Below are 26808 nucleotides of genomic sequence, written 5' to 3'. Positions count from 1 at the left end.
TGCAGGTGCTCGACGTAGGGAGGGATAGGGCTTCTTGCTGATACGGCCTGAGCATGCGGGTCAGGTGCGCAAGGTAGCCTGGTCTTGCCTGCATCCTGCTTCGGCAACGTTTGGTGCATAAGGTGCAACTCTATAGCTATTAAAAAAATAATTTAAATATCAATAAAGAATATGCATATATACAGTCGCCGACGTTATGGACTCCAAACGTCGGGCGGCCAATTTCTACAAGACCCGGTATTTGTCAGTACGTCCCTGTTTGTAACTCCAGACGCCGACCAGGTATCGCGGCAATCAACTCCTGGGTGTAGGACGCTTCAGGTCTGGCAAAAACATCCTCGGCCAGACCCTGCTCGACAGTCTTGCCATGCTTGAGCACCAGTACCTGGTGGGCAACGCTGGCGACCACTGCAAGGTCGTGGGACACCAGCACGTAGGCAATGCCCGATTCGGCTTGCAGTTCGACCAGCAGGTCGAGAATCTGCGCCTGCACTGACACGTCCAGTGCCGAGACCGGCTCATCGAGCAGCAGCAGATCGGGCTGCAGGGCCAGTGCTCTGGCAATGGCAACCCGCTGACGCTGTCCACCGGAAAGCTCGCGCGGCAGGCGGTCCAGATAGGCCACGGGCAACTGCACTCGCTCTATCAATCGGCGTGCCGCCTGCTCCAGTTCGCGGCCTTTGAGCAGACCGAACGAAACCAGTGGCTCGACGATGCTTTCGAATAACGTGAAGCGTGGGTCAAGGGCTGCGAACGGGTTTTGCTGCACCAGCTGAATACGCCGTCGCAGCGGCCTGAATTCGCGCCAGCCCAGGTCGGTGACATCCTGGTCGTCCAGTAAAACTCGTCCGTGAGTGGGCTTTTCCAGGCCCAGCGCAATGCGCAGCGCAGTACTTTTACCCGAGCCGGACTCGCCGACGATGGCCAGGGTCTGGCCGGCATACACCTTGAAGTTGACGTCCTGCAGCGCCTGGAAGTCTGTGTCTTCGCCTTTTACGTAGGGCAGGCGATAGGTCTTGCCGATGTTGTTCAAGGTCAGCAGTGGCCTGGCGCTGCTCGCTACCGGGCGCGGTGTTGCCGGGCTCTTGCGTTGCCCGAACGCGGGTGCTGCTGCGATCAGCGCACGTGTGTAGGCATGGCGAGGCGCGATGAGTATCTGTTGCGGAGGGCCTTGTTCGACCAGCTCGCCCTTGTTCATCACCAGCACTCGATCGGCCCGGTCGGCCGCCACGCCCAGATCGTGGGTGATGATCAGCAGGGAAATACCACGCTCGGCCACCAGACGTTGCAGATGATCGAGGATCCTGCGCTGTACCGTCACGTCCAGAGCGCTGGTGGGTTCGTCGGCGATGATCAGGCGAGGATTGCCGGCCAGGGCGATGGCGATCAACACGCGCTGGCGCATGCCGCCGGACAGCTCGTGCGGGTACTGACGAGCGCGCAATACCGGTTTGTCCAGACCGACCTGCTGCAGCAATTCCAGCACATCGGCATCCACTGCCGGATAACGTCGACCGTGAGCCAGAAGCAGTGCTTCGGCGATTTGCCGACCGATGCGCAGGGTCGGGTTGAGGCTGACCATCGGGTCCTGCGGCACCAGACCAATGGTGCCGCCGCGAATTCGCCGTTTCTCGCGTTCGCCAGCATGGCCAAGATCGTGTCCATCGACGTGTAGCTCACCGCCGGTGATGGCGGCGTTGTCCGGTAGCAGGCCGAGTATGGCGTTGGCCATCGTCGACTTGCCGGACCCGGATTCGCCGACAATCGCCACGGTTTCACCTCGGGCGACCTGGAAGGATACGTTGCGCACGGCCTGGTTGATCTGGCCATCGAAGCGGTAGGCGACACTCAGATGACGAATGTCGATCAGTTGAGCGGTGTCATTCATCGTTGAGTCTCCTCCAGCGTGCGGGCGATGTGGTTGAAGCTGAACACCACGCCGACCACGAACAGCCCCGGCAACAGCGACACCCAGGGTGCAGTCATCAGAAAATGACGACCGTTGGCAATCAGCGTGCCCCATTCGGCGGCCGGTGGTTCGGCGCCGAAACCCAGAAAACTCAGCCCGGCAGTGGCCAGAATCGCCGCGCCGAAGTCCAGCGTGGCCAACACCGCCACCGGGCCCCAGGCGTTCGGCAGGATGTGGCGCAGCAGGGTTCGCGTCCAGCTTGCACCGCCCAGACGCGCGGCTTCGACGTACGGCAGGGTTTTGACCCGCAGCACTTCGGCGCGGGTGGTGCGCGCGAAGCCGGGGATGATTCCCACACCGACCGCAATGGCCACCGGCAGGGTGCCGAAACCGATAGCAGTGACAATCGCCAGCGCCAGTAACAGACCGGGCAGAGCCAGCAATACATCGATCAGGCGCATGATCACCGCATCGATGCGCCCGCCTGCGAAACCGGAAATCACCCCCAGACTCAGGCCGCCGGCCATGGCGATGCCGACAGCCAGCAATGCCGCCTGTACCGAGAGGCTGGAGCCATGCACCACGCGGGTATAAAGATCACGGCCCAACTCGTCGGTGCCGAACCAGTGCGCGGCATTGGGCGCGGTGAGCTTGTCGGCAGGCGAGGTGGCATAAGGTGCGTAGCTGCTCAGCAGGTTGGGTGCCAACGCGGCCAGCAGCGCAAAGGCGACGATTGCCACGGCCAGCAGAAAACCAGGGCGCCGCAACAGGGGGCGCGTCGCTTCCACGATCCGGCTCAGGCTGCTGCGCCGCCGCCACTGCAGGGCAGGTGCGGTTTTACCCGCAATGGTTTCACTTGAAGCGACCAGGCGCGCAAGGCGGTTGTCGAAGATAGTCATGGCTTCAGGAGACCTTTGGCGTATGGGCGATGCGCGGATCCAGCGCGGGATACAGCAGGTCAACGATCAGATTGACCACGACGAACGCAGCTGCCGAAACTGCAACGATGGCAAGTACCACCGGGATGTCCTGGCGCAGCACGGCTTCCTGGGCAAGTCGACCGACCCCGGAGCGGGCGAAAATGGTTTCCACCAGCACCGCGCCGGATACCGTGTTACCCACCTGCAGGCCGATCAGTGTCAGCAGCGGCAGGGCAGCGTTCTTGAACGCATGGCGGGCCTGAACCTGCGCGCGGGTAAGGCCCTTGGCGTAGGCGGTGATGATGTAGGGCTCTTTCCAGACGCCCTGAAAGCCGCGTTGCAGGACCTGGGCATACACCGCAGCGCTGGGGATCGCCAGCGTGACGGCGGGCAGTATCAGGCTTGAGAAACCCTGATTGCCGGTCGCCGGGAACCAGCCAAGGGTGAACGCGAACAGTTGAATGAACAGCAGGCCCAGCCAGAAGACCGGCACCGAGAAGCCCAGCGACGGCAGGCGTGACAAGGCGACTTTCAAGGGCTGCCAGCGTACGTAGGCAGTGAGATACGCCAGACCTGTCCCGCCGATCAGTGACAGAACAATGGCCAGCCCCGCGAGGCTCAGGGTTTGCGGCAGACGTTCGATCAGCAACTCCGATACCGGGCGATTGAGCGTCAGCGAGTTGCCGAAGTCACCGTGTATGGCTCCCCACAGCAAATCGACGTATTGCTCGAAGATGCCCCGGTCCAGCCCGTAATAGAGCTTGGCCTTGGCGAGGTCCTGCGCGGACAGTGAGTCGATTTCGACACCCGAGGCGCTGAGCATGATCGACAGGGTGTCGCCGGGCAGCAGGTACAGAATGAAATAGGTGACGCTGTAGGCACCCCAAAGTACCAGCAGCGCTTGCGCGATGCGACTGAGGATATAGCGGCTCATGGCGTTGCCAACTCGATGTCGTTGAACAGCGCAAAGCCTTCCGCCGTCCAGTGGAAGTTGCGTACGTTTTTCGCCGTGGCGGCTTGCCAGACCCGCTCGTAGACCGGGAACGCCGAGCCTTCGTCGATCAGCAAGTCCTGCAACTCGCCATAGGCCCGGGCACGCTGCTCGCTTTGCGTGGCGGTCAGTCCGGCGTCGAACAGCGCAAGGGCTCTGGGCAGTGTTTCCGGCGCGTAAAGGTTGGTCGCCAGAGTCGAGCTGTTGGCGCTGCGCGGGTCGATGATGGTCTGCAGGATGATCGGGTCGGCGCGGGTCATGTAGTTGTACGTCAGGTCATAATTGCCTGCCGCATTGGCAGCGGCCCATTCGGCGGTGGTCACCACGTTGAGCTTGAGCTCGATGCCCACCTTGCGCAGTTGATCCTGGATCAGTACATCGCCAGCGGTTTCGGCGGGTGACAGGTTGTAGGCCAGCTTCAGCCGTTTGCCCTCCTTGTAGCGATAGCCGTCGGCATTTTTTTGCCAGCCAGCCTGGTCGAGCAAGCGCTCGGCACCCTGAGGATCATAGGCAAGCTTGTCGGCCTGGTTTTTGTAAAACGGTGTAGTGATGTCGAAGACACCGGAGACCACCGGGAACTGCGGGTTGTAGACCGTCGCTGCATAGGTCTTGCGGTCGATTGCCTTTTGCAAAGCCTGGCGCACGTTACGGTCGGCAAGAATGCGATTGCCGCGTGTGTTGGGGTACAGGTTCAGTGCCGGTCCTGGCAGCGACCGGCTTTGAATGGTCGCGCCCCTGGACTTGAACAGGTTGAGATCCACCTCGGAGAACGGGTTGCGCGGCCAGAGAATATCGACCTGCCCCTGAACGAACTGGCCGTTACGTACGCTTTCTTCCGGCACGTAGCTGACCTCGACTGCGTCCAGATGCGCTTCGCCCTTGTTCTGCGCATTGGCCGATGGCCAGGCATAGCCCTTGCGTTTGATCAGGCGCAAACCGCTTTCCGGGGTATAGCGCTCCAGCACGAATGGCCCGGTGCCGATGATTGCACCCAGCGAGCGCTGCTTGACGCTGAGCGCGTAGGACTCTGGAGCCAGGATGGCGAGATTGGTGGTGGAGGTGGCTTGCAGAAAGCCCGCATTGGGTTGGGCCAGCACCAGTTTGATGGTGAACTCGTCCAGCACCTCGGCATGGTCGTAACCTTTGAGGTAAGTGGCGCCGAAGGTGGCTGGCAATTGTGCGGCGAACGACTTGTCCGCGTCGTAGGCCGTCTTCACCGCTTGAGCGTCGAAACGTGTGCCGTTGCTGAAGGTCACGTCCTTGCGCAAGTGAAAGGTGTACTCCAGCGCGTTGTCACTGATTTCCCAGCGCTCCGCCAGCCAGGGAATGATCTTGCCGGTCTGCGGGTCCTGATCGGTCAGGGACTCGGCAATATTGCGCAGCACCACCCGATGCTCCAGCCAGTAAACCTGAAAGGGGTCAAGGCTGACCAGCGTGGTGTTGTCTCTGAAGAACGCCACCTTGAGGGTTGTGGCTGCCTGGTTGTCCTGGCCGGAAGGTGAGCAGCCAAGCAGGGTTATGGCTGTGACGGCGGTAAACAGCAGGCGCGAGAGGAGCGGGCGCCGGGTCATCGCATTGTGCTCCGAGTCACGAATCCATTTGAGAAAGTCGAAGGTGGTGTACGGCGCATGGAAGGTCCTCTTCAAGTCGGGCACAGTGCTTCAGCACTGATTTCTTAAGACCGTATTCTTATGATTATGCGCTGTAAAAGTCTTTTTTGTTCTAAGCTAATATAGGTTTTTATGATTTATAAAGTTAGTAATTATGCTCTATTGGTATTTTATGGTGCATGGCCAATTTCTGTAACGGGTCTGCAGCGCGCCCCGGAAACGACAAAGCCCTCGAGTCAGGAGGGCTTTGTGAGTGCTGTATGGTTCAGTGCATGCGTTCCGGATAAGCCATCACCACGCTTGGTAAGGTGGGTGATGCCCGCCAGGGATTATCTCAGCTCGCCTGAAGAACGCCATTTTGCTTCGCTACGTGTGCTGCCAAGGCATCCATCAGTGCCGGGGAAAGACAGTCGTAGGTTGGCAAACCCATCGTGTTGAAACGTTCGCGAATGCCGTCCATTTCAGCTGGCGGCGTACCCGTTTCAATGACCGACGAGACGAACGCGGCAAAACCGGGCGCAGCCCAGCCTGTCTGAGGAGACAGTTCGGTGTGCACGAAATCCAGACCGTGGAACGCGTGGTTCTGGTTTTCGATGCGACCATACATGTGGGCACCACATTCTTTGCAGGCGTGACGCTGGATGGTAGCGCTTGCATCAATGATGGTCAGTTTGGCTGCGTTGACGGTAACGCTGACTTTGTCGCGATTGACTACCGCGATGACGGCAAACCTGGCGCCCGCTGGTTTCCAGCATTTACTGCAACCGCAGGCGTGGTTATGCAGTGTTTGAGCATCGACTTTGACCTCAACCTTGTCGGTCGGGCAAAGGCACTGCAGAGTGCCGCCTGCAAAGTCGGTAGCAGCGGATTTGATGCCGTTATCCAGCGCAGGGTGAAGTTTTACATCGCTCACAGTGTACCTCCAGCTATAGGGGTGACTTGGAACAGGTTCCATGGCAACTGCCCCGGAACAGTGGACGACATCAGTATTTGATGACGGTGCGGATCGACTTGCCTTCGTGCATCAAGTCAAACGCTTCATTGATGCGATCCAGGCCCATGGTGTGAGTGACAAAAGGTGCCAGCTCGATCTCGCCTTTCATCGCGTCTTCAACCATCTTCGGCAGTTGGCTACGGCCTTTTACGCCGCCAAACGCCGAGCCTTTCCAGGTACGGCCGGTGACCAGCTGGAAGGGACGGGTCGAGATTTCCTGACCGGCACCGGCAACACCAATGACGATCGATTGGCCCCAGCCGCGGTGGGCACATTCGAGCGCAGCGCGCATCACATGCACGTTACCGATACATTCGAAGGAGTGGTCGACACCCCAGCCAGTCATCTCAATGATCACCTGCTGGATCGGCTGTTCGTGATCTTTTGGATTCACACAGTCGGTAGCGCCAAACGAACGGGCCAGTTCGAACTTGGCAGGGTTGGTGTCGATAGCGATGATGCGTCCTGCCTTGGCCTGACGCGCACCCTGAATCGCCGCCAGACCGATGCCGCCCAGGCCAAATACCGCGACTGTGTCGCCAGGCTGGACTTTGGCCGTGTTGTGCACCGCGCCAATGCCGGTAGTCACGCCGCAGCCGAGCAGGCAGACGTGCTCGGGGTTGGCGTCTGGATTGATCTTCGCGACAGAAACTTCAGCGACAACAGTGTACTCGCTGAAGGTCGAGCAACCCATGTAGTGGTACAGGGGTTGGCCGTTGTAGGAGAAGCGTGAAGTGCCGTCCGGCATCACGCCTTTGCCCTGAGTGGCGCGCACAGCGGTGCACAGGTTGGTTTTGCCCGATTTACAGAACAGGCACTCGCCGCATTCGGCGGTGTACAGCGGAATGACGTGGTCACCGACTTTCACGCTGGTCACGCCTTCGCCTACTTCCATGACGATGCCGGCGCCTTCATGGCCCAGTACTACCGGGAACAGGCCTTCCGGATCATCGCCCGAAAGTGTGAAAGCATCCGTATGGCATACACCGGTATCGGTGATCTTGATCAGCACTTCGCCCTTGCGTGGCGGCTCGACGTCGATCTCGACGATCTGGAGCGGCTTGCCAGGTTCAAATGCAACTGCGGCACGAGACTTCATGTGATTTTCTCCAATTGATGATGCTCGAGCCTTTGATCGTTGTCTTTGGGCCGAGCATCGATAGGTGCCTGTCACTGCGTTCTGGAAGATTTCACAGCAAACGCGCCATCACCCAGCAGAGCGAGGACCAGCGCTGTGACGGACAGATAGATCGGATATTCCCAGCCACCGTTAGCGTTGGTGAAGCTCCAGCCGTTGCCGAAATGCACGGTGGCGGCGACAAACAGTTGAACAACAGCGATTGCAGCAACCCAGCGGGCGTAGACCCCCAGTACCAGCATCAAACCGCCGATCACTTCGAAGGCCATAACCGGATAGGCAAGGAAGCCTGGAAAGCCAATGGATTCGAAAAAGCCAGCAGTACCTGCCGGAGTAAAGACCAATACTTTGGTCAGGCCGTGGGCGATGAACATGAGGCCCAATGCCAGGCGCAGTACAAAAGCAGCGTAAGGCGCGGTGCGTGAATCGATCATGGAAAATTCCTTGTGTTAAATAAGCAGTGGGGTTCAGTTGGAAAGCGAAAGTTTCCGGTCCAGCCATTGCGAGAAGTCAGCCAGTTCCTGCGGAATGATCTCGTGGGCCATGTCGTAAAAATGAGTCTGGTGCTGCACACCGATCCGGCTGAGCCAGGCGTCAGCTTCATGTGCCCAGTCAATCGGCAGTACGTTGTCCTGCTGGCCGTGAGCGATGAAGGCTGAGACGCCTTGCAACTGATCACGTGGCGCAATCTTTGGCTCGATTTCTCGCAGCATCCGCCCGCTCAGCAGCGCAAAACCTGCTACCAGCTCAGGTTGTGTGACGCCGACGCTTGAGCTCATGATGCCGCCCTGGCTGAACCCGGCGATCACAGTGGGCAGCGGGGGAAGCGCCTGAATAAACCGGATCAATAACTGGCGGCTGGACTCAGCCTGCTCCTGGTTAAAAGAAGGCCCATCGCTGGTGAAGTTGACCTGGTACCAGGCGAAGCCTTGAGGACCCAGTTGCAGCGGGCCGCGGAGCAACAGGATTTCGATCTCTTCGGGCAGCGACGCGGCCAGACTGGCGAGATTGGCTTCGTTCGATCCTACTCCGTGAAGCAGTAGCAACCGTGCCTTTGGGTTGACAGTGCTACATGCCTTACGGAAAAAAATACCCGACTCGGACTCGCGTGCGGGTTCAGAGAAGTTGATGTTTTGCATGAGGTTATTTCACACCTAGAACGGTTTGAGCTGACTCGAATCGTTCGCTATCAATTGAGGTAAACAGGTAGCTGTCCATCGCCAGAACGCCGTGGGTAATACCGCCGTCCATTACCTGTGTCTGATAACCGTGACCAGCTGCCCCGAGCGCAATAAACAGCGGCAGGAAATGCTCATCGGTCGGATGTGCACGTTCGGCTGAAGGCGCGTACTGCTTGTAGTCGAGCAACTGATCAATGTTTCCTGCCTGCAGGGTCAGGGCGGTCCATGCTGCGAACTGTTTGACGTAGTCGGCGCCGTGGCTTGTTGCGCCGCGGAACTCGTACAGGTTGTGGGTGAGGCTGCCTGACGCCACGATCAATACGTTCATCTCACGCAGTGGCTTGAGTGCTGCGCCGAGCTGCCAGGCGCTGCGTGTATCAAGCGTGGCGGGCATGGACACCTGAACGACCGGTATGTCTGCGTCGGGTGCCAGATACATAAGTGGTATCCAGGCACCGTGATCCAGGCCGCGGGCGGAATCGAGCCGCGATTGCCAGCCCGCCGTCTGCAGCAGCTCAACAATATGACTCGCTAACGCTGGTGCGCCCGGAGCCGGGTAGGACAACGTATACAAAGCGCCCGGAAAACCGCCAAAGTCATGAATGGTTTCAGGTGCTGTGCTTGACGTAACCCTGACTTCGCCACGGGTCATCCAGTGCGGCGAGACAACCACGATGGCATCAGGTTTTGGCAGCTCACGACCGAGCCTGGCCAGTCTCGGGCCTGCCAGGCCGGGCTCGATGGCGAACGTGGGAGCACCATGAGACACAAACAGCAGGGGGAATGAAGTGTTCATGGTGACTGCTCCTGATTGATGATGTATTGCTTACTTGCTCAGCCAGACCGGAGCGACCGAAGTGCCCAGACCCGCGCCGTAACCGAGGTAGATGTTGAAACCCGCCAGTGGCTCCAGATAGCGAGCGTTAACCAGGCCGCCAGCGTCCACGGTGTTCCAGCCCAGGCTGCGAGCCAGCGCGATAGCGGTTTGCTTGGCGCGCTCACTGTCGCTGGCGACAAATACGCTGCCGGTCTGGTCGTTGGCGAACTTCGGACCATCGGCGAGCACTTGAGCGAACAGGGTGTTGAACGCTTTCACAACGTTGGCTTGCGGCACAGCCCTGGCGATTTCTTCCGAGGCGCTGGTGACGTGGCCGACGGTCAATGACATGTAGTCGGCGCTCAGCGGGTTGGTGATATCGATCACCACTTTACCGGTCAGGTCACCCAGGCTTTGCAGTGCAGCGGTCGCATCGGCATAGGCGGTGGCCACCACGATCACTTCGCTGTCACCCAACGCTTCGGACGCTGCATAAGCGCTGACATTCGCGTGCTGGTCGGCCAGGGCCTGCGCCTTGCTGATGTCACGGCCAGTGATGCGGACGCTGTGCCCTGCGGCAGAAAGCTGTTTCGCAAAGGCTGAGCCCATGTTGCCGGTACCGATTACTGTGATTTTCATGACTGCCTCTCTCTGAGTTGAGTTGCGTTTCGATGGGCCCAGTTTATAGATTGCCAGGCAGGGATAAATCGGGCTGAATGTGATGAATAGTTCCACTAGGTGAGACAATCATGGATCGTGCACTGGAAATGCAGGTCTTCTGCATCGTTGTTGATAAGGGCAGTTTTGTCGGGGCAGCCGAGCCACTCGGCATGTCCAAGGCAGCCATCTCGCGTTACGTGAGCACGCTGGAGGAGCGTCTCGGCGCGCGGTTGTTGCACCGCACGACTCGGCGGCTTTCCTTGACGGATGAGGGGCGTCAGTTCTATCACCAGGCCCGTGAGGTGCTGGCCATGATGGATGAGGCAGAGAAGGCTGTATCGTCTGCTTCGCCGGAGGCCAGCGGAGTGCTTCGAGTCAACGCCCCGGTCAGTTTTGGCGTGCTGCACCTGGCTCCGAGCTGGGCCGATTTCATGAGCGCCTACCCCAAGGTCGAGCTGGAAATCAGCTTGAGCGATCGTCTGGTGGATCTGGTTGACGAAGGTATTGATGCAGCGGTGCGTATCGCACGCATGGATAATTCGTCGTTGGTGGGCAGACGCCTGGCCAGTACCCGGATGTGCCTGTGTGCGTCGCCTGCGTATCTGGCCAGCCACGCACCCATTGAAAAACTATCGGATGTGGCAGAGCACGGGGTAGTGGCCTACAGCAACTTTGCCAGCGGTACTGAATGGCAATTCGAGGGGCCCGAAGGCAGTGAAAGCGTGCACACGCGCTCGGTGGTTCGATGTAATAACGGGGATACCTGCCGCGCCATCACATTGGCCGGTGGTGGCATTTCGTTGCAGCCGAGTTTTATGGTGGCGCAGGATCTACGCCGAGGCGATCTGGTCGAAATACTTCCCGAGTATCAATCGGTCGAGTTGGGGATCTACGTGGTGTATCCAACCCGTAAACATTTACCCGCGAAGGTAAGATCGCTGATCAACTTTCTGGTTGAGCGATTCGCCCATCCAGTATGGGAGCAGTGACAGACCTTTGGAAAAAACCGGCTGATATAAGGGGCAGTGAAGGTATCAGCCGGATAAAAGGAGCGCTGTATCAGGAACGTCCGTACACACAGAAACCCGGAAGTGCGGCCACCCACCGAATCGCCGTTACTGCAAAAAGCTGCGCAGGTCTGCCGCAAATTTCACTGGATTCTTGAACGCCAGGAAGTGATCGCCTTGCTCGGCTTTGGTGTACACATGAAGTACCGAGTCCCGGATAACCGAGCTCATCCAGTGCTGACTCTCCAGCCAGTCGCTGTACTCACCGGTGAAGATTGCGGTCGGCACATTGATCTTTGACCGAATGACGTCTCGCCAGTCGTTGGTTGTGTGATCGAAAAGCACCTGCCTGGTAAATGCCATGTCATCTTTAACCACCTCTTGCACGAGGCTGATGACGTTATGGAAGTAGGGCGAGTCCATCGCCATCGCTCGCTCGACAACCCGGCTTGCGGAAACCAGCCTGTTGGTGGCGATGCCTTGCGCATAGGATGCGATCATTCGCTCGGGCGACGTGGTGAACGCCCCGGCCTCGAGCCGTTCTTGCTCCGTCCAGTCGGCGTGGCAATAAATCGAGGGTGCCTGGTCAATGATGCTCAGGGTGCGAATGCCTTGCGTGCCAAACAGATCGATGTAGGCCCACATCACCGATGCGCCCATGGACCAGCCGCAGTAGTCGGCCTGCGAAACGCCCAAATGGCCGGCGAACTCCTTCACGTCCATGGCGTACCGTGAAATGCGATTACCGAAGTCGACCCGCTCGGAAAGGCCCTGATTTCTCACGTCCAGCACATACACATGGTAGTGCTCGCTCAGGATGTGCATCAGGTGAAAGTACATTGCGCCGTTGGCCGACCAGCCGGGGATGAAGATCAACGGTTGCCCGGCGCCGGCTTCCCAATAGCCGAGATTAACGCCGTCGCTGGTGGTGAAGCTGCTTATCTTCAGATCAGTAAAGTCGGAGGTACGAAAGGGCTGACCAATGATCTCATGAGGAAAGTAGAAATCTTCATCAAGCAATGCGTTGAGCGATATGGCTTTTAATGGGTATTTCAAGAAGGAACACCTGCAATTAAAAAGGGTGATGGACAGGTCCTGGCATCGCCCCAGGCCTTTGGCAGGCCGTACGGGTTGATCGTTGCCCACGCAGACCAGGCTCGATCATTCAGCGTGCCGCGACCGTTGAAAGGAGGAGGTGGGTCGATGGCGGTACAGCCATCGATCCATGCTTCAGGAAGCAGGCATACGTCGGTATCAGCCTTTGATCCAGTTCCCATCCGACTGGGCATCAACGGCGATATCGAAGGTCTGAATGTAGCCTGACAACATCCGATAAAAACCAATGACGAGAATGGCATCGCTCAGCTCCTGGAGCGAGAAGTGCTGCAAGGTATGCTTGAACAGCACACCCGGGGCCTTGCCTTTGTCGATAATGGCCTGGCCAAACCGAAGCAGGACGCGCTCGTCCTCTTTGAACGCTGTGGCATCCTCCAGGCAGCCTTCTGCGATGGCGACGAACTGATCAGGACGAACCCCCGCAACTTGAGCGATGGAAACATGCTGCTCCCACTCATAGGCGACGTTCTCATGCGCAGCCAGCAGCAATACCATCATCTCCTTATGATAGTCGGAGAGGGTGAGGTCCCTGAATATTGCGTTGGTCAGGTCGATGACAGGAATAAATGCTCCGGGGCTGTAACCCAGCATTCGAAAGAAGTTGACCTTCGTTGGAAGCTTCTCGAATTTTTCCCGTACCTGATCAGGCAGTTTTGTAAAATCGGGATACTCGATTTCAACTTTGGAACTGATGTTGTCATGCGGGCCGGTCGGGTTGGCCATGGGACGCTCCTTCAGAGTGATCTGGTCGTCGTGATGTCGGGTTTGACAGGGTTGTTTAAGCGATGCGTCGTCCGCACTTTGTGTGCTAGATAAACTCAAGCACTTCGCGAACGGCTTTACGCGGCTTTTGCGGCCAGTTGCTCTCGCCTGGATAACCGACGGTCACCAGCATCACGGGGATTTCAGTAGCTGAAAGATTGAATGCTTCTGCAACCGCCGCTGGGTCAAAGCCGATCATGGGGGTTGAATCAAGGCCTTGGCCTTTAGCTGCAAGCATCAGCGTCATGGCGGCCAGCGAGCCTGAACGGATGGCTTCATCGCGCTGCAGTTGTGGATTTTCAGCGTACATACCCTGAACGGCGCCCACCCACATGTCATAAATGGCCTTGTCGATGACCCCGGCATCCATCGAAGGCTTCAGCGACGTTGCAATCGTTTGATGCGGATTCAGGGTGCCACACACAATAAATGTCACGGCTGAATCCACCACCTTCTTTTGTCCATAGGCCAAGGGCAGCAAACGTGCTTTTGCTTCTTCACTGCGTATGGCTACGAAACGCCAGTTTTGAAGGTTGAAGGCGGACGGCGCATGGGTGGCCAGATCAATCAGATCAGTGATCGCTTGATCTGAGAGTTTGCGCTCAGTGTCGTAGTTGTTGGCGGAAATTCGGGACTTGATGAGGTCAGCGATAATAGACATGGTGCTCTCTGTGCCGTAAGGGGGAAACAAGTGCAGCCCCGGTTTTTTGCAGTCGAGTCTGCGCAGATCAAATCGGTTAGCGGCTGAAGCCGTCGAACGGCGTCATGTACACAGCACCGAACGGATCCAGGCGTTTACGGATCTCGGCATCTGGTGTGCCGTACACAACCAGACTGGTGATGGTGCACAGTTCGAGGAAGCGCTTGCCGAATGGGGCGAAGGTGATGTCTACGTGGCTGACAACGGATTCGACGTTATAGCGCTCAAGGATATGCGCAACGCTTTGATCTTCATTCACGCTGTACTCGTAAACCAGGGTGCCGGGCTCTTTCCGGGTGGCGGCAACGACCTGGGCGATCAGCGCTTTGAAATCGGCAAAGTCGCCGGGTTTGATTGCAAGCGAGAATAAGCAGGAAATATGTGGATGCATGGTGATCTCTTCCACGGTCGGCCCCCAAGGGGGCAGGTGAGGATGCAACGCTGATCCAGTCGTTGCATTTATGCAGTGTGCAGGTTCAGGGCGTGGCGGGAGTTTCACCGAACAATTTGCCCGCACCTGCCCAATCCGACGGTGCTACGTCTTCGAAAATGACGTAGATGTATTCGGCGGGAGTCCCCGTGTTTTTGACGATGCTTTCGGTGATTTCAGCAGCTACGGCGGCTTTCTGAGCATGCTCTTTACCTTCGAACCAGCTGACGCGTACGACGGGCATGATGTATTCCTGTTTGGGATTGAAAACTCGGTCTGATGTGATCAGCCAGAGACATACCGCCATGCTAGGGTAGAAGTGTCTGGCGATAAACTGCCTGAAACTCTAAAGTGGGTAGAGTTATTGTCTACTTTTCAGGGCGGTTATGATTCCCATAGACTCGTTCCAAGGCGTCATCACCTTTGTGGTGGCAGCGCGTTCGAATAGCTTTACCGAGGCAGCCGGGCGACTGGGTATTTCGAAATCGGCCGTCGGCAAATCCATAGCCCGGCTTGAAGCGCGACTGGGCGTCCAGCTGTTTCATCGCTCTACCCGTCGAATATCTCTGACTGCTGATGGCGATGCCTATTTCATCGCCTGCTCGAACGCGCTCGAAGAAATAGGTGCGGCTGAAAGCGGATTGGCTCCGGGAACCCGCGAACCGTCCGGACGATTGCGCATCGATATACCCGTGGCATTCGGGCGCCGGGTTGTCGCCCCGTTGTTATTTGAAATCGCTAACAAGTATCCCGCGCTGCAGTTGAATATGACTTTTTCTGACCACTTGGTCGATCCGATTGAAGAGGGGATCGACCTGCTGGTTCGTTTTGGAGAACTCAAGGATACCAGCGGCCTTGTTGCTCGCCGGCTTGCGCGACAACGCTGGGCTATTTGCGCCGCGCCGAGTTATCTGGCCCGTTTTGGCGTACCTGACACCCTGGAAGATCTGAATCGTCACCATTGCATCGTCGGCCATCGACGGGGCCAACCACTCTCCTGGCGAGTCAATGAAGATCAGGAAACGGTTCGCTACGCGCCACCTTCCGCACATCAGATCGGCGATGGCGAGGCCATGATCCTGGCAGCCGTCGCCGGCGTCGGCCTGTGCCAGATGCCGCGCTGCCTGTTCAAGGACGACATTGACGCGGGCCGACTGGTTGAGGTGCTGGCAGGCTATGAACCAGAGCCCGTTGAAGTACATGCCGTATGGCCCAGGGTTTCTCACTTGCGGCCCAAGGTGAGGTATGTGGTTGATGAGCTGGTGCGGTTGTGTGAGCACTGGCAGTAGCGTCTTCGCGAAGACATTCCAGCCAGGCAGACGCCCTGCATCACCTCGGGCCAATCCGGTTTTGCAGAACCCGCTACCGCCAATTCATGGAGCCCCACACATACTGATTGGGCAAGTGTTCATTCCACTTGATACTGGCACGTGACGCGTATGGGGCGCCCAGGCAGGCACCTTTTTCGCGCTATGCTTATGCTAAAAAGGTATTAATTTTATGTAAAACATAAGGTTAAGCTATATATCAATACGTAAGTTCAAGGCCCTGCCTGATGTGTTTTCTGTCCGTTTATCCCGATGTGGAAGGCCAGCAATGACCTTCGATTACGCATTCCGAACAGAAGCCCGTGGCCAAGGCTGCCCCTTCACCGTCCAGCAGCTACCTGGAAACCATCAAGGCCCGTGACAAGCTGATTGTCGGCGTGTTCAGCGATAAACCGCCTTTTGGCTTCGTCAACGAGCAGGGCCAGTACGTCGGTTTCGACACTGACCTGGGCAAGCGTTTCGCCAAGGACCTGCTGGGCGACGAGAAGAAGGTCGAGTTCGTGGTGGTCGAGCCCGCCAGCCGCATACCGTTTCTGCAGAGTGACAAGGTAGATTTGATTCTGGCCAACATGACCGTCACGCCGGAACGTCGGGAGGCGGTGGATTTCACCCATCCGAATCTGCGTGTTGCAGTCCAGGCGCTGGTGCCGCAAGCCAGCCCGGTCAAGACCCTGGACGATCTGGCGAGCAAGACCACCATCGTCACCACCGGCATCACCGCTGATATCTGGCTGACGAAAAATCACCCTGACTGGAAAGTGCTGAAATTCGAGAAAAACTCCGAGTCGCTGCAGGCGCTGGCCAATGGTCGTGGCGATGCCTATGCGCAGGACAATCTGGTGCTGTTCAGCTGGGCGAAGAAAAACCCCGGCTACCGCGTGCTGGAGCAGAAACTCGGTGACGAAGCGCCAATCGCCCCTGCAGTCAAAAAAGGCAATATCGAGCTGCGCGACTGGGTCAATACCGAACTGGCCAGACTGGGCGAAGAGAAATACCTGCTCAAGCTCTACGACCAGTATGTACGCCCGGAACTGGCCGAGGGCACAGACCCCAACGCGGTCATCGTCGAAGGCGGAAGCTGGAAGCCTTGATGGCAGAGGCCTGACGGTATTGACTGAATGGCGAACCGGCTCAATGCCGGTTCGTTTTACTGCATGAGCGGCAATCGCACTGGCTACGCTGAACAAGCTTACGATTCAAGCTGAAACCGCCGGGCTGGCCAGCATGACCGGGCCCGATCAACTTCCTTCCTTCCTTCGTCGTACACCGCAACCTGTCGAACACACCCGCATAAATAAGGCACTGATGGCTTGTCAAGTCGTGCCTGTGCTCAGTCGATAAAGGCGCTAAGGTTTCCTTAAGAAAAGGATAACTATCATTTAGCCATCTGCTGGGTCGATTCCATGAGTTGCAGGTGGCTGCTGACAGAGGCCGTGCGGCCGCGCGCGCGATAAACCGGCAGCCATGGCGACGTCACTGGCGCTTGGTCGAAGACAATCTACGCTTGAGGTCGCAGACACGCGCCAGGGCAGGCGGACGGTGTCCTCTGGTCACCTCCCGGTATTCAGGATTGAAAACGAGTGTCTGATTGATGAAGAAAAGCTCTCTCACGTGGCTCGTTGGCTGGATGGCTGTGGTGCTGTTGGCCGGGCTCAGCGTCAGCTTTATCGCCAGCCATGAACAGCGCAGGTCGATTGATGCACGCATAGGCCAGGCTCTCAAAGAGGCCGGAGAGGGGATCGGCGATAACTTGCAGGCACGGCTCAGGGTCTATGAGTACCGCCTTCGAGGTCTGCGCGGTGCCGTTCACATGCTGGACCTCCAGCATATCAACAGCAGCCAGATGGGCCGTTACAGCAAAGGGCGCAATATCGAGAAGGAATACCCGGGCGCGCGCGGATTCGGTTTTATCCGCCGCGTTGCGGCCAGCGATGAGGCCGAATTCGTAAGGCGTGTCAGGGAGGATGGCAGGCCGGACTTCAGTCTCAGTCGATTGAGTGGACCGGGCACCCGGCAGGGAGACCGTTTCATCATTCAATTCATCGACCCGCTGGACCGCAATGTCCAGGCGCTGGGGCTGGACATTGCCTCGGAGGAGCATCGTCGCGATGCAGCCCTTCAGGCCATGCGCAGCGGCGCTGCAACCCTGTCGGCGCCTATTACCCTGCTGCAGGACAACGATGATCACATGCGCGCGTTTCTATTCCTGTTACCGGTTTACAGCACCCCTGAAATCCCCACCGATATCGCCCAGCGTGAAACGTCCGTGATCGGCTGGACCTATGCACCGTTGGCCATGCGGGAGGTGATGAGCAATCTGGACCCCTTGAACCACAGGCTGCACTTGAAGCTTTATGACGTCAATGAAGGTCGGCAACTGATCTACCAGACCCCGGAAAACGATCATGATCAGGAGGTCTTGCAGACCTATGCTTTCGAGCGGGAGATCTATGGGCGCGTGTGGCGCATGGAGGTAGGTGCTCACCCGGCATTTATCGCGGCCCTCGATCCGGTCCCGGCGGGCAGGGTGTTCCTCATCGGCACGCTGGTCAGCCTGATGTTGACGGTGCTGGTCGGCACGCTGCTACTGTCCCGTCAGCGCAAACAGCAGGTGGTTGCCGGTCAGGCCAGGCTGGCAACCATCGTCGAAAACTCCAGCGACGCGATCATCGGTGAAGCCCTGGACGGTCGGATCATCACCTGGAACCGGGCTGCCGAGCAGATGTTTGGCTACGACGAGCACGAAGTGCTGGGCCGCCCATTGGCGCCACTGCTGGTTCCGCCAGAGCTGGTTCACGAAGACGAACAGCTGTTGGAAAGGGTGGCCCGCGGTGAGCGCGGGCCGACGCTGGAAACCCGGCGGCTGCACAAGAACGGCCAGTTGATCGATGTGACCATTACCTGCAGTTTCATCCGCGAGACTGACGGCACCCTACTCGGCGCGGCGAAAATGATGCACGACATCACCGACCGCAAGCGCGTCGAACGCTACCTCATGGAGTTCAACGCACAGCTTGAACAGCAGGTCAGCGAGCGCACTGCAGAGCTGTCCAGAGTGGCGGGTTTGCTGCAGGGTGTGCTGGACGCTTCTTCGGAAGTTTCGATCATCGCTACCGATACACAGGGGCAGATCTTTGTGTTCAATCGGGGCGCTGAATTGCTGCTGGGCTACAGCAATTCGGAAATGCTCAGTGGCAACGGCCCAGGGGTGTTTCATCTTCCTGAAGAAGTGGCCGCACGCTCCGCCGAGCTGAGTCGTGAATACGGCACCCTGATCGAAGGCATTGACGTCTTTTGCTACAAAGCGTCCCGCGAAGGCTCGGAAACCCGGCAATGGACCTACGTGCGCAAGGATGGCACGACGGTGCCTGTGCTGATGATCATCACCCCGATCCGTACCGCCGACGGAGAACTCATCGGTCATCTGGGTATTGCTCAGGACATCACCGAACGGCTGCACCATAGCGCCGAGTTGCACGCGGCCAAGTCCAGCGCCGAGGCTGCCAATGCGGCCAAGAGTCTGTTTCTGGCCAACATGAGCCATGAAATCCGCACGCCCATGAATGCCGTGATCGGCATCTCCCATCTGCTACACAACACCGCCTTGAACGACCAGCAGCGCCAGTTGCTGACCAAACTGCAGATTGCCGGCCGGACATTGTTGGGGATCATCAACGATATCCTCGACATCGCCAAGATCGAGGCGGGAGAGATGCGCCTGGAACATAACCCCTTCAGCCCCCGGCAATTGCTCGACGAACTGGGCGAGCTGTTCACGCCCCAGGCACAGGAAAAAGGCCTGCGCTTTTCTGTCAACGTTGTGGCATCGCTGCCTGGCCAGTTGATAGGTGACGCATTGCGAGTCAACCAGATCCTCATGAATCTGGTCGGCAATGCGCTCAAGTTCACCAGTGTCGGCGGAGTCGATGTGACGGTCAGCCGTGAGGACGATCACGCCGACACCTGCTGCTTGCGCTTCTCTGTGCAGGACACCGGCTGCGGCATACCGGGCGATGTGCTCGGCCAGTTGTTTTCGCCGTTCACTCAGGCGGATGCGTCCACCACGCGGCGGTTTGGCGGCACCGGACTGGGTTTGTCGGTGGTGCGCGGGCTGGCCGAGCAGATGGGCGGCCGTATAGGGGTGGAGAGCGAACTCGGCACAGGTAGCGAGTTCTGGGTGGAGTTGCCGTTCCAGATCAGCCAGAGCGACCTGGAGCCGTCCGGCCCGGGAAGCAGTCTGGAGGTCATGCTGCTCAGCGACGACGCGCAATCGTCCATGGCGTTGCAACGCTTATGCCGCGGCCTGGGCTGGCGTGTGGCGAGTCTGACCGGCGAACATGACCTGCGCACTGCCTTGCAGGAGCGTAATCACGTTAACGCGGCATTGCCGGATGTACTGTTGGTGGACTGGCAGCAGCCGCAGGTTGAGGAGGTGCAGCAGTTGATCGAGGCGACGCCGCTTCCGGTCATTCTGGTGACATCGTCCGAGATCCGGGCAGAACTGCACCCTCTGGTCGACAAGGTATTGCTCAAGCCGCTGGACAGCTCGGCCCTGTTCAACGCGGTCAACGCTTGTATCGCCAGGTATCAGGGCAGCACCGAACGGGTTATCCAGGCCACGCGGATGGATACCTCCATGACGCTCTGGTTGAGTGGATTGCACCTGCTGCTGGTGGACGACAGCGAGATCAACCTGGAGGTTGCCAGCCTGTTGTTGCAGCAGCAGGGCGCTGTGGTCCAGACCTGCAGCAATGGTCTGCTGGCCCTTGAACGACTGCGGCAGACGCCGGATTTCTTCGATGCTGTGCTGATGGATGTGCAGATGCCGGAAATGGATGGCTATGAGGCGACGCGGCGCTTGCGCAGCGAACTGGGCCTGACACGCTTGCCCGTGCTGGCGTTGACCGCAGGCGCCCTGGCAGAAGAGCGGCGGCAGGCCGAGCTGGCGGGTATGGACGATTTCCTCACCAAGCCTCTGGACCCCGCAGCCCTGATTCGGGCGGTACGGCGTGCCGTCGAGCGTGTCCGAGGTGCTCCGCTGGCGGTCGGCACCTTGCTGCAGGAAGCATCGACAGGCTCTGCATGGCCGGTTATCGAAGGTATCGACACCCAGGAGGTCGCCGCTCGGCTAGGCAATGATGTGCCCTTGTTTCTCTCGTCCCTGCGGCGCTTTTTCAGTGAATTTGCCGCGTTCGGCGAGAGCGAGAGCGTTCTGGCACGGGCGCGACAAAACCCCGATCAAACAATGGCTGATCTGCACAAATTGCGCGGTTCTGCACTGCTGCTTGGCGCCACGCAAGTGGGCCTGCATGCCGGGCAGGCGGAAACCCTGCTGCGCAACGCTGCGGACCCGGAGCAAGCGTTGCGAGCCCTGAGTGCCGCTTTCCGGTCATTGCAGGAGCGCACGCCGGTACTTGAGGAAAGGCCGCTGGCCCCGCGTATCGATGCGGATCCCGATGTTTCCCGACAGGCATTGTCGACCTTGCGTGAACTGCTTGAAAACCATGATATCGCCGCGCTGGACCAGTTTCCGCTGGCTGCTGTGGCGCTTCAGGAGCTGGCCGGACAGGCACTGGTCGAACAGCTCTGGCAGACCATTGAAGGGCTGGAGTTCGAGCAGGCACTGCACCTGCTCGAACGTGCGGAATTATAAAAAGGAGCGTCACCCACCATGCAACCTGTACCTAGCCTGCTGATTGTCGATGATGATATTTCCGCCATTCGCGTATTGAGCAAAATTCTGAACGGTCTGGGGCAGATTCGTTTTGCCACGGGCGGTGCCCAGGCCTTGAAGATGGTCCGGGAAATGCGTCCTGACCTTATCCTTCTCGACGCCGAGATGCCCGGAATGAGCGGTTTTGAAGTCTGTGAGACGCTCAAGGCCGATCAATTGCTGGAAGACGTTCCCGTCATCTTCATCACCAGCCACACCGAAACCCGTATCGAGGAAGCCGGACTGGCGCTGGGGGCGGTGGATTTCATCGGCAAGCCTATTCAGCCTTTGATCGTCACGGCGCGAGTAAAGACCCACCTGCGCCTGAAAATGGCGATGGACCAGCTCAACCTGCTGGCCCAGACCGATGGGCTGACGGGGCTGGCCAATCGGCGTTTCCTCGACGAGAGTATCGCGCGCGAATGGCTGCGCATGCGGCGCAACCAAGGTGCGTTTTCGCTGCTGTTGCTCGACATCGATTTCTTCAAACGTTACAACGATCACTATGGCCATTTGCAAGGCGATGAGTGCCTGATTGCCATCGCCCACGCCTTGAAAAAGTGCGTGCACAGGTCGACCGATCTGGTAGCTCGTTATGGGGGCGAGGAGTTTGCCGTGCTGTTGCCGGATACCGGGGCAGAGGGCGCCTGTCGTCTGGCGGATGAAATCGTGCAGCACATTCATGGCCTCAACAAGCCCCATGAAACCAGTGACTTCGGCCGGGTGACCGTGTCGGTGGGGGTAGCAAGTCTGGAGGCTGGTGCGCTGCCCGTCCCGAGCCCGGGCGCTGCAATCGGCCTTGCACCTGACTCGATCGCCATAGCGTTGCTGGCGGAAGCCGACCGGGCCTTGTACCGGGCCAAGCATGAGGGGCGAAACTGCAGCCGGTTTGAGCCGATACAGGTTGCGCCTTGAGTCTACAACGGGTGTTTGAAAAATAACTTCAGCGCCAGCGAAACGTCAGGGACACTGACACCTTGCTTCAAACCGCATTCTTGTTGAGCTCTGCTTCAAGACGGTCAACGAACAGGCGTACCCGGTGAGGTACGCGCTGGCGGGTTGGCAATACGGCCGTCACCGACAGCTGCTCGGGGATGACATCCTCAAAGTTTATCTGTTGAAGGCTGCCTTCACGGATTTCCTGCTGAACGTCCCAATAGGTCAGCATGGCCAGCCCCAGGCCCTGTTTGCACGCCGTGCGCACCGCTTCGACGCTGTTGGCCGAGAACGCCCCTTGCGCGCGGATGGCCACCGGCTCGCCCTCTCTGATGAACGGCCAGTAAGGCATCGCATGCAAGGTGATGCACGGGTGTTGGCGGAGTTCGTCCAGTACCGATGGCTGGCCGTGCCGCGCCAGGTAGTCGGGGCTTGCACACACGACCCGAGGGTTGGGCGCCAGCGATCTGGCCACCAGGGCGGAGTCACGTATCGTAGCGATTCGGATGGCGACATCGATGCCCAGCCCGGCGATGTCCACGATGCTGTCCGACAGCGTCAGGTCGATACTCAGTGCCGGATTGTCCTGCATCAAGGCTGGCAGCAGCGGCATGATGACGGTCTGACCAAACACGCTGGGTGCTGTGACTCGCAGTACGCCACTGGCTGTACCGGCATCGGCTTTCAGCGTCGCGCGGGCGGTTTCGCTGGCGTGCAGCATGGTTTTGGCGTGCGGCAGAAACACTTCGCCCTCCGGCGTCAGTGATGCCGAGCGGGTTGTGCGGTGCACCAGCCTGACGCCCAGGTCGTTTTCCAGCGCAGCCAGACGCCTGGAGATGGCCATCGGCGACAACCCGAGTCGACGCGCCGCTTCCGACAGACTCCTGCTGGAAGCAATGGCGGCGAACACCTCTATATCAGATATTTGCATGGATTCTATCCATTATCGTTAAAGCGCCTTATCTGCACGGCCGGGTTCCAATGGGCTGCGCCAGCCCTTACCGTTACTGCAGGTTCTGTCAATGACTGCGGGCAATCCGCAGCCGGTCTGCACAGTGAGGATTTGAAGCATGAGCGAGACAAACAAACACGTTACAGCCCCGTTCGACAGAGGTCATCTGAAACTGAAGAACAGGTTTGCGGTGGCGCCCATGACACGCGTGAGCGCGGACGAGCAGGGCAGTGCAACGCAGGCCATGACGCGCTATTACGAGCGGTTCGCCAAGGGCGGTTTTGGCCTGATCATCACCGAGGGCAACTACACCGATCGCCGTTTTTCCCAGGGCTACCGCTTCCAGCCCGGGCTCACTGATGACGAGCAGGCGCAGGCATGGCGTGCCACGACCGATGCTGTGCACCGGCATGGCAGTGTCATGATTGCGCAGCTCATGCACGCCGGCGCACTCAGCCAGGCCAATCGCTTCGTCAGCGAGTCGGCGGGCCCTTCGGCCATTCGTCCCAAGGGCGAACAGATGGCGTTCTATTACGGCGTGGGCAGCTACCGGGTTCCGCGAGCGATGAGTGACAAGGATATTGCCGAGGCCATTGACGGGTTCGCCCGCGCGGCGCAACTGGCTATCGGCACTGCAGGCTTTGACGGTGTCGAGATACATGGTGCGAACGGCTACCTGCTGGATCAGTTTCTGACCGACTACAGCAATCAGCGCACCGATCAGTGGGGCGGTGAGGTCGGACAGCGCCTGCGACTGACGCTCGAGGTCATCGCCGCAGTGAAAAAGGTCGCCGGGCAGGCACCGGTGGGCGTGCGTCTTTCACAAGGCAAGGTCAACGACTTTCAGCACAAATGGGCCGGGGGCGAGGGCGATGCCGAAGTCATTTTCGCTGCGCTGGCCGATGCCGGGGTCGATTACATCCATGTGACCGAACACGAAGCATGGCAGCCGGCCTTTACCCAGGGTCAAGCCAGCCTGGTCGAACTGGCCCGTCGCTACGCGCCGGATGTTGCGCTGATCGCCAATGGCGGCCTGCACGATCCGCAAAAAGCCGACCAGGTGCTTCGCCAGGGTGCGGACATCATCGCAGTGGGCAAGGGTGCGCTGGTCAATCCGGACCTGCCAGAGTTGTTGCGTCAGGGCGCGCCACTGCGCGACTTCGATCCAGCCATTCTCGGGCCGATTGCCAACATCAAGGACAGTGAGCTGGTCTAGTCGTTTGTGACGAACATCAGCGCTGGCTGAGCGTGCGCAATGCCTCGTTGATAGGTGTTGCGCCCTTAGTCAGTTCGATGATCTGGCGGGATATCCCGGGTCGATCGACCAGTGCAGCCAGGAAAGCGGCTACGTCATCGCGCGGTACTTCGCCATATGCGATAGCCGGACCTGCGCAGACTTCACCGGTCCCCGGGTTGTCGACCAGGGTGCCTGGCCTGAGAATCACCCAGTCCAGTGCGGAAGAGGCCAGATACACATCGGCTTGTTTTTTCACCCGCATGTAATTCTCGAAGCCAGCGGAGGTGTCCGTGCCTCGTGCTGCTTCAGGAAATGCCGACACCAACAGGAAGCGATTGACCCCGGCAAGCACGGCTGCATCAACAGCGGTTTCCAGGCCCTCGCCATCAATGGCATTGGTCAGCTCAATGCCCGCGCCGCCAGCCCCGGCGGTGAAAACCACGACATCGCTGCCTGTCATCGCAGCGGCCAATCGCGAAGCGTCCAGATCGGTGAGGTTGCCGAGCAATGGTATGGCGCCAGTCGCTTTGATTGCCGCTGACTGTTGTTCTTTACGGTGCAGTGCGATCACTTCATGAGCGCCGCCGCCAAGGTTTTTCAGAAGGCGCTGGCCGACCTTTCCGGCTGCGCCGATGACAAAAACTTTTGACATGAAATCTTCCTCTGGTTGGCCGTGCGCCGACGCTCAGCAATATCGGCGCATTCCAGCCACGTTAACCTTCGAATTGATGGTAGACCTTGGCAATCACTTTCCAGCTGTCGTCGATTTTGATCAGCGTCAGGTAGTCGTTGTAGTCCGCACCAATAGCATCCTTTTCCATATCGACCCGGACCACTGCCGTGGTGGGCGTAATGGCAAGGACGTCCAGGCGCGTTGTGATGTCTGGAGCGGTACCATTGGTTTCGACGAAGGTGTACAGGTTACTGATCGGTCCACCCAGCAGTTGACCATTGGTGAAACCATACATCACCGCATCTTTATGAAAGGCTTCCTCGATAGTGGCAACGCTGCCTGTACGCAAGCCTTCTACGTACTTGCCGGCCGTTGCGATAACTGCGTTGTAATCGGTGGTCGGGACGGCTTTGATGTTCTTGCTCATGGGGTGTTACTCCTGGATTGGGAACTGACCACTGCGCGGCTGATATCTTCAGGCGCAATGGCCATCTCGTTAAGCGCTTTGGCTGTTGCTGCGCCGGTGACGATTACGGTTTTCTTGTCGAGATAATTCATGTGGTGTTTTTCCTTTGTCGCGGTATTTCCGGGATCCTGGGAATTGATGAAGGGGAGGAGGCCGGCAGTGGCTTAGTACTTGCCCATTGGCCAGTCGATATAGCCTTTGGCACCGCCGCCGTAGTACGACTCACGTGGTGCAATGGTCAGCTCGGCAGCATGGCGCAGACGGGCGACGAGGTCGGGGTTGGATATGAACAAGCGGCCGAAAGCCACGGCGTCGATCTTGCCCTGCGCCCGACGCTCGATCGCCATCTTCAGGTCATAGTTGTTATTGCCAATGAACGGACCGTTGAACCCGGCGCTCAGGGCATCCATGTCGACACCCTCCGGCACTTCACGGGAGGTGGCAGTGGCGCCTTCGACAAAGTGCAGATAGGCCAGATTGAATGTGTTCAGTTGCTGGATCAGGTAGCCATGAAGGCCCATGACGTTGCTGTCGGGTGCCGTATTACCGGCGTCGGGGGTCACGGGCGACAAGCGAATACCCACGCGGTCACTGCCCCAGATATCCACGATGGCCTGGGTGACTTCCAGCGTCAGGCGAGCGCGGTTTTCTATCGAACCGCCATACTGGTCGGTGCGCTGATTGGTCGAGTCGCGCAGAAACTGGTCCAGCAGGTAACTGTTGGCCGAATGGACTTCAATGCCATCAAAACCGGCCCTTTTGGCGTTCTCTGCGGCGTGTTTGTATTGCTCGATGATGCCGGGGATTTCGCCGGTTTCCAGTGCGCGCGGCATGGAGACAGGTACAAAACCGCCGGCGGTGTAGGTATTGCCCTCGGCCTTGATGGCGGAAGGCGCTACCGGTGCCTCGCCGTTGGGTTGCAGGTCGATACTGGAAAATCGCCCCACGTGCCATAGCTGGCTGACAATCTTGCCTCCTGCTGCATGTACAGCGTCGGTCACCAGGCGCCAGCCTGCGACTTGTTGGTCACTCCAGATTCCCGGTGTCGCGGCATAGCCTCGACCCTGAGCGGAAATGTTTGTCGCCTCGGCGACGATCAGCCCTGCCGTAGCGCGTTGTGCGTAGTAAGTTGCGTGCAGTTCATTGGGAACACCATCCTCGCCATAGCGGCTGCGTGTTACCGGTGCCATCACAATACGGTTCGCCAGCTCCATGGAGCCCAGGGTGACGGGGGAAAACAGGTCGGTAGTTGTACGGGGATCATGCAT

The 26808-nt window shown here is 58.7% G+C and carries 25 protein-coding genes and 1 pseudogene; 6 read left to right on the top strand and 20 right to left on the bottom strand.

The window, feature by feature from the left end:
• Positions 1–244: 244 nt before the first annotated feature.
• From KUIN1_RS14990 to KUIN1_RS14945, 10 genes are all read right to left on the bottom strand, one after another.
• Positions 245–1888: a dipeptide ABC transporter ATP-binding protein gene (locus KUIN1_RS14990; protein ID WP_011268118.1), complete on the bottom strand. Its 1644-nt coding sequence runs from the start codon at positions 1886–1888 to the stop codon at positions 245–247.
• Positions 1885–2808 carry an ABC transporter permease gene (locus tag KUIN1_RS14985; RefSeq protein WP_024641498.1) on the bottom strand — a complete coding sequence of 308 codons (924 nt, stop codon included), beginning with the start codon at positions 2806–2808 and terminating at the stop codon, positions 1885–1887. Before KUIN1_RS14985 ends, KUIN1_RS14990 begins: the two co-directional genes overlap by 4 nt.
• Positions 2809–2812: 4 nt before the next feature.
• On the bottom strand, positions 2813–3763 hold the full coding sequence (locus KUIN1_RS14980; protein ID WP_003400748.1) for an ABC transporter permease: 951 nt from the start codon (positions 3761–3763) through the stop codon (positions 2813–2815).
• Positions 3760–5391, bottom strand: coding sequence for an ABC transporter substrate-binding protein (locus tag KUIN1_RS14975; protein ID WP_011268117.1), 1632 nt, complete (start codon positions 5389–5391; stop codon positions 3760–3762). The genes KUIN1_RS14980 and KUIN1_RS14975 overlap by 4 nt, the downstream gene beginning before the upstream one ends.
• 373 nt (positions 5392–5764) lie before the next feature.
• Complete coding sequence (gene gfa, locus KUIN1_RS14970; protein ID WP_003400750.1) at positions 5765–6343, bottom strand: S-(hydroxymethyl)glutathione synthase; 579 nt, start codon at positions 6341–6343, stop codon at positions 5765–5767.
• 70 nt (positions 6344–6413) lie between these two features.
• Positions 6414–7523 carry an S-(hydroxymethyl)glutathione dehydrogenase/class III alcohol dehydrogenase gene (locus KUIN1_RS14965; protein ID WP_003400756.1) on the bottom strand — a complete coding sequence of 370 codons (1110 nt, stop codon included), beginning with the start codon at positions 7521–7523 and terminating at the stop codon, positions 6414–6416.
• A gap of 71 nt (positions 7524–7594) precedes the next feature.
• Complete coding sequence (locus KUIN1_RS14960; RefSeq protein WP_003400759.1) at positions 7595–7996, bottom strand: DoxX family protein; 402 nt, start codon at positions 7994–7996, stop codon at positions 7595–7597.
• Between the two features lie 33 nt (positions 7997–8029).
• Positions 8030–8701, bottom strand: coding sequence for an alpha/beta hydrolase (locus KUIN1_RS14955; RefSeq protein WP_104652733.1), 672 nt, complete (start codon positions 8699–8701; stop codon positions 8030–8032).
• 4 nt (positions 8702–8705) lie between these two features.
• The gene (locus KUIN1_RS14950) at positions 8706–9539 is read right to left on the bottom strand and encodes a DODA-type extradiol aromatic ring-opening family dioxygenase (RefSeq protein ID WP_104652734.1); all 834 of its coding nucleotides are present in this window, start codon (positions 9537–9539) and stop codon (positions 8706–8708) included.
• A 30-nt stretch (positions 9540–9569) separates the two neighbouring features.
• Positions 9570–10199: an NADPH-dependent F420 reductase gene (locus KUIN1_RS14945; protein WP_024641491.1), complete on the bottom strand. Its 630-nt coding sequence runs from the start codon at positions 10197–10199 to the stop codon at positions 9570–9572.
• Positions 10200–10309: 110 nt separating this feature from the next.
• Between KUIN1_RS14945 and KUIN1_RS14940 the strand changes: the two genes are divergently transcribed.
• Positions 10310–11209, top strand: coding sequence for a LysR family transcriptional regulator (locus KUIN1_RS14940; protein WP_152092094.1), 900 nt, complete (start codon positions 10310–10312; stop codon positions 11207–11209).
• Between the two features lie 126 nt (positions 11210–11335).
• Here the strand turns inward: KUIN1_RS14940 and KUIN1_RS14935 are convergent, their stop codons facing one another.
• From KUIN1_RS14935 to KUIN1_RS14915, 5 genes are all read right to left on the bottom strand, one after another.
• Positions 11336–12283: an alpha/beta fold hydrolase gene (locus tag KUIN1_RS14935; RefSeq protein WP_024641489.1), complete on the bottom strand. Its 948-nt coding sequence runs from the start codon at positions 12281–12283 to the stop codon at positions 11336–11338.
• Between the two features lie 198 nt (positions 12284–12481).
• Positions 12482–13066, bottom strand: coding sequence for a carboxymuconolactone decarboxylase family protein (locus KUIN1_RS14930; RefSeq protein ID WP_011268111.1), 585 nt, complete (start codon positions 13064–13066; stop codon positions 12482–12484).
• 85 nt (positions 13067–13151) lie between these two features.
• On the bottom strand, positions 13152–13766 hold the full coding sequence (locus tag KUIN1_RS14925) for a nitroreductase family protein (protein WP_024641488.1): 615 nt from the start codon (positions 13764–13766) through the stop codon (positions 13152–13154).
• 76 nt (positions 13767–13842) lie between these two features.
• On the bottom strand, positions 13843–14196 hold the full coding sequence (locus KUIN1_RS14920) for a putative quinol monooxygenase (RefSeq protein WP_152092093.1): 354 nt from the start codon (positions 14194–14196) through the stop codon (positions 13843–13845).
• A gap of 85 nt (positions 14197–14281) precedes the next feature.
• On the bottom strand, positions 14282–14479 hold the full coding sequence (locus KUIN1_RS14915) for a tautomerase family protein (RefSeq protein WP_003400770.1): 198 nt from the start codon (positions 14477–14479) through the stop codon (positions 14282–14284).
• A 142-nt stretch (positions 14480–14621) separates the two neighbouring features.
• Here KUIN1_RS14915 and KUIN1_RS14910 point away from each other — a divergent pair, with 142 nt between their 5' ends.
• From KUIN1_RS14910 to KUIN1_RS14895, 4 genes and pseudogenes are all read left to right on the top strand, one after another.
• Entirely contained in the window at positions 14622–15524 is a 903-nt protein-coding gene (locus tag KUIN1_RS14910) for a LysR family transcriptional regulator (protein ID WP_003400772.1), read from the top strand.
• 368 nt (positions 15525–15892) lie between these two features.
• Positions 15893–16654 (top strand): annotated as a pseudogene (locus KUIN1_RS14905) (transporter substrate-binding domain-containing protein); the annotation flags it as partial.
• Between the two features lie 500 nt (positions 16655–17154).
• The gene (locus tag KUIN1_RS14900; protein ID WP_152092092.1) at positions 17155–21216 is read left to right on the top strand and encodes a CHASE domain-containing hybrid sensor histidine kinase/response regulator; all 4062 of its coding nucleotides are present in this window, start codon (positions 17155–17157) and stop codon (positions 21214–21216) included.
• 18 nt (positions 21217–21234) lie between these two features.
• A complete protein-coding gene (locus KUIN1_RS14895) occupies positions 21235–22191 on the top strand; it encodes a GGDEF domain-containing response regulator (protein WP_003400783.1) in 957 nt (318 codons plus the stop codon).
• 67 nt (positions 22192–22258) lie between these two features.
• On the opposite strand, the gene KUIN1_RS14890 is transcribed toward KUIN1_RS14895, so the two are convergent.
• Positions 22259–23143, bottom strand: coding sequence for a LysR family transcriptional regulator (locus KUIN1_RS14890; protein ID WP_003400784.1), 885 nt, complete (start codon positions 23141–23143; stop codon positions 22259–22261).
• A gap of 139 nt (positions 23144–23282) precedes the next feature.
• Between KUIN1_RS14890 and KUIN1_RS14885 the strand changes: the two genes are divergently transcribed.
• Entirely contained in the window at positions 23283–24380 is a 1098-nt protein-coding gene (locus KUIN1_RS14885; protein ID WP_096104092.1) for an NADH:flavin oxidoreductase, read from the top strand.
• 16 nt (positions 24381–24396) lie between these two features.
• Here the strand turns inward: KUIN1_RS14885 and KUIN1_RS14880 are convergent, their stop codons facing one another.
• The 4 genes from KUIN1_RS14880 to KUIN1_RS14870 form a co-directional block, all read right to left on the bottom strand.
• Positions 24397–25053 carry an NAD(P)H-binding protein gene (locus KUIN1_RS14880; protein WP_011268099.1) on the bottom strand — a complete coding sequence of 219 codons (657 nt, stop codon included), beginning with the start codon at positions 25051–25053 and terminating at the stop codon, positions 24397–24399.
• Between the two features lie 61 nt (positions 25054–25114).
• Positions 25115–25501, bottom strand: coding sequence for a nuclear transport factor 2 family protein (locus KUIN1_RS14875; protein ID WP_003400789.1), 387 nt, complete (start codon positions 25499–25501; stop codon positions 25115–25117).
• Positions 25498–25632, bottom strand: a complete 135-nt coding sequence (locus KUIN1_RS28280) for a hypothetical protein (protein WP_003400790.1) — start codon at positions 25630–25632, stop codon at positions 25498–25500. The genes KUIN1_RS14875 and KUIN1_RS28280 overlap by 4 nt, the downstream gene beginning before the upstream one ends.
• A gap of 72 nt (positions 25633–25704) precedes the next feature.
• Positions 25705–26808, bottom strand: a complete 1104-nt coding sequence (locus tag KUIN1_RS14870) for an alkene reductase (RefSeq protein ID WP_152092091.1) — start codon at positions 26806–26808, stop codon at positions 25705–25707.

Source organism: Pseudomonas sp. KUIN-1, from assembly GCF_009176725.1.
Taxonomy (GTDB): domain Bacteria; phylum Pseudomonadota; class Gammaproteobacteria; order Pseudomonadales; family Pseudomonadaceae; genus Aquipseudomonas; species Aquipseudomonas fragariae.
The sequence above is the reverse complement of the archived record's forward strand: the minus strand, read 5'-3'. Positions and strand labels throughout refer to the sequence as shown.

Bases quoted from the DNA above. Each gene is read 5' to 3' on its own strand.
- KUIN1_RS14960 (WP_003400759.1), bottom strand. From the start codon at position 7,996: ATGATCGATTCACGCACCGCGCCTTACGCTGCTTTTGTACTGCGCCTG.
- KUIN1_RS14925 (WP_024641488.1), bottom strand. From the start codon at position 13,766: ATGTCTATTATCGCTGACCTCATCAAGTCCCGAATTTCCGCCAACAAC.
- KUIN1_RS14875 (WP_003400789.1), bottom strand. From the start codon at position 25,501: ATGAGCAAGAACATCAAAGCCGTCCCGACCACCGATTACAACGCAGTT.
- KUIN1_RS14950 (WP_104652734.1), bottom strand. From the start codon at position 9,539: ATGAACACTTCATTCCCCCTGCTGTTTGTGTCTCATGGTGCTCCCACG.
- KUIN1_RS14895 (WP_003400783.1), top strand. From the start codon at position 21,235: ATGCAACCTGTACCTAGCCTGCTGATTGTCGATGATGATATTTCCGCC.
- KUIN1_RS14940 (WP_152092094.1), top strand. From the start codon at position 10,310: ATGGATCGTGCACTGGAAATGCAGGTCTTCTGCATCGTTGTTGATAAG.
- KUIN1_RS14900 (WP_152092092.1), top strand. From the start codon at position 17,155: ATGAAGAAAAGCTCTCTCACGTGGCTCGTTGGCTGGATGGCTGTGGTG.
- KUIN1_RS14915 (WP_003400770.1), bottom strand. From the start codon at position 14,479: ATGCCCGTCGTACGCGTCAGCTGGTTCGAAGGTAAAGAGCATGCTCAG.
- KUIN1_RS14990 (WP_011268118.1), bottom strand. From the start codon at position 1,888: ATGAATGACACCGCTCAACTGATCGACATTCGTCATCTGAGTGTCGCC.
- KUIN1_RS14910 (WP_003400772.1), top strand. From the start codon at position 14,622: ATGATTCCCATAGACTCGTTCCAAGGCGTCATCACCTTTGTGGTGGCA.
- KUIN1_RS14975 (WP_011268117.1), bottom strand. From the start codon at position 5,391: ATGACCCGGCGCCCGCTCCTCTCGCGCCTGCTGTTTACCGCCGTCACA.
- KUIN1_RS14885 (WP_096104092.1), top strand. From the start codon at position 23,283: ATGAGCGAGACAAACAAACACGTTACAGCCCCGTTCGACAGAGGTCAT.
- KUIN1_RS14920 (WP_152092093.1), bottom strand. From the start codon at position 14,196: ATGCATCCACATATTTCCTGCTTATTCTCGCTTGCAATCAAACCCGGC.
- KUIN1_RS14965 (WP_003400756.1), bottom strand. From the start codon at position 7,523: ATGAAGTCTCGTGCCGCAGTTGCATTTGAACCTGGCAAGCCGCTCCAG.
- KUIN1_RS14985 (WP_024641498.1), bottom strand. From the start codon at position 2,808: ATGACTATCTTCGACAACCGCCTTGCGCGCCTGGTCGCTTCAAGTGAA.
- KUIN1_RS28280 (WP_003400790.1), bottom strand. From the start codon at position 25,632: ATGAATTATCTCGACAAGAAAACCGTAATCGTCACCGGCGCAGCAACA.
- KUIN1_RS14870 (WP_152092091.1), bottom strand. From the start codon at position 26,808: ATGCATGATCCCCGTACAACTACCGACCTGTTTTCCCCCGTCACCCTG.
- KUIN1_RS14945 (WP_024641491.1), bottom strand. From the start codon at position 10,199: ATGAAAATCACAGTAATCGGTACCGGCAACATGGGCTCAGCCTTTGCG.
- KUIN1_RS14890 (WP_003400784.1), bottom strand. From the start codon at position 23,143: ATGCAAATATCTGATATAGAGGTGTTCGCCGCCATTGCTTCCAGCAGG.
- KUIN1_RS14880 (WP_011268099.1), bottom strand. From the start codon at position 25,053: ATGTCAAAAGTTTTTGTCATCGGCGCAGCCGGAAAGGTCGGCCAGCGC.
- KUIN1_RS14955 (WP_104652733.1), bottom strand. From the start codon at position 8,701: ATGCAAAACATCAACTTCTCTGAACCCGCACGCGAGTCCGAGTCGGGT.
- KUIN1_RS14930 (WP_011268111.1), bottom strand. From the start codon at position 13,066: ATGGCCAACCCGACCGGCCCGCATGACAACATCAGTTCCAAAGTTGAA.
- KUIN1_RS14980 (WP_003400748.1), bottom strand. From the start codon at position 3,763: ATGAGCCGCTATATCCTCAGTCGCATCGCGCAAGCGCTGCTGGTACTT.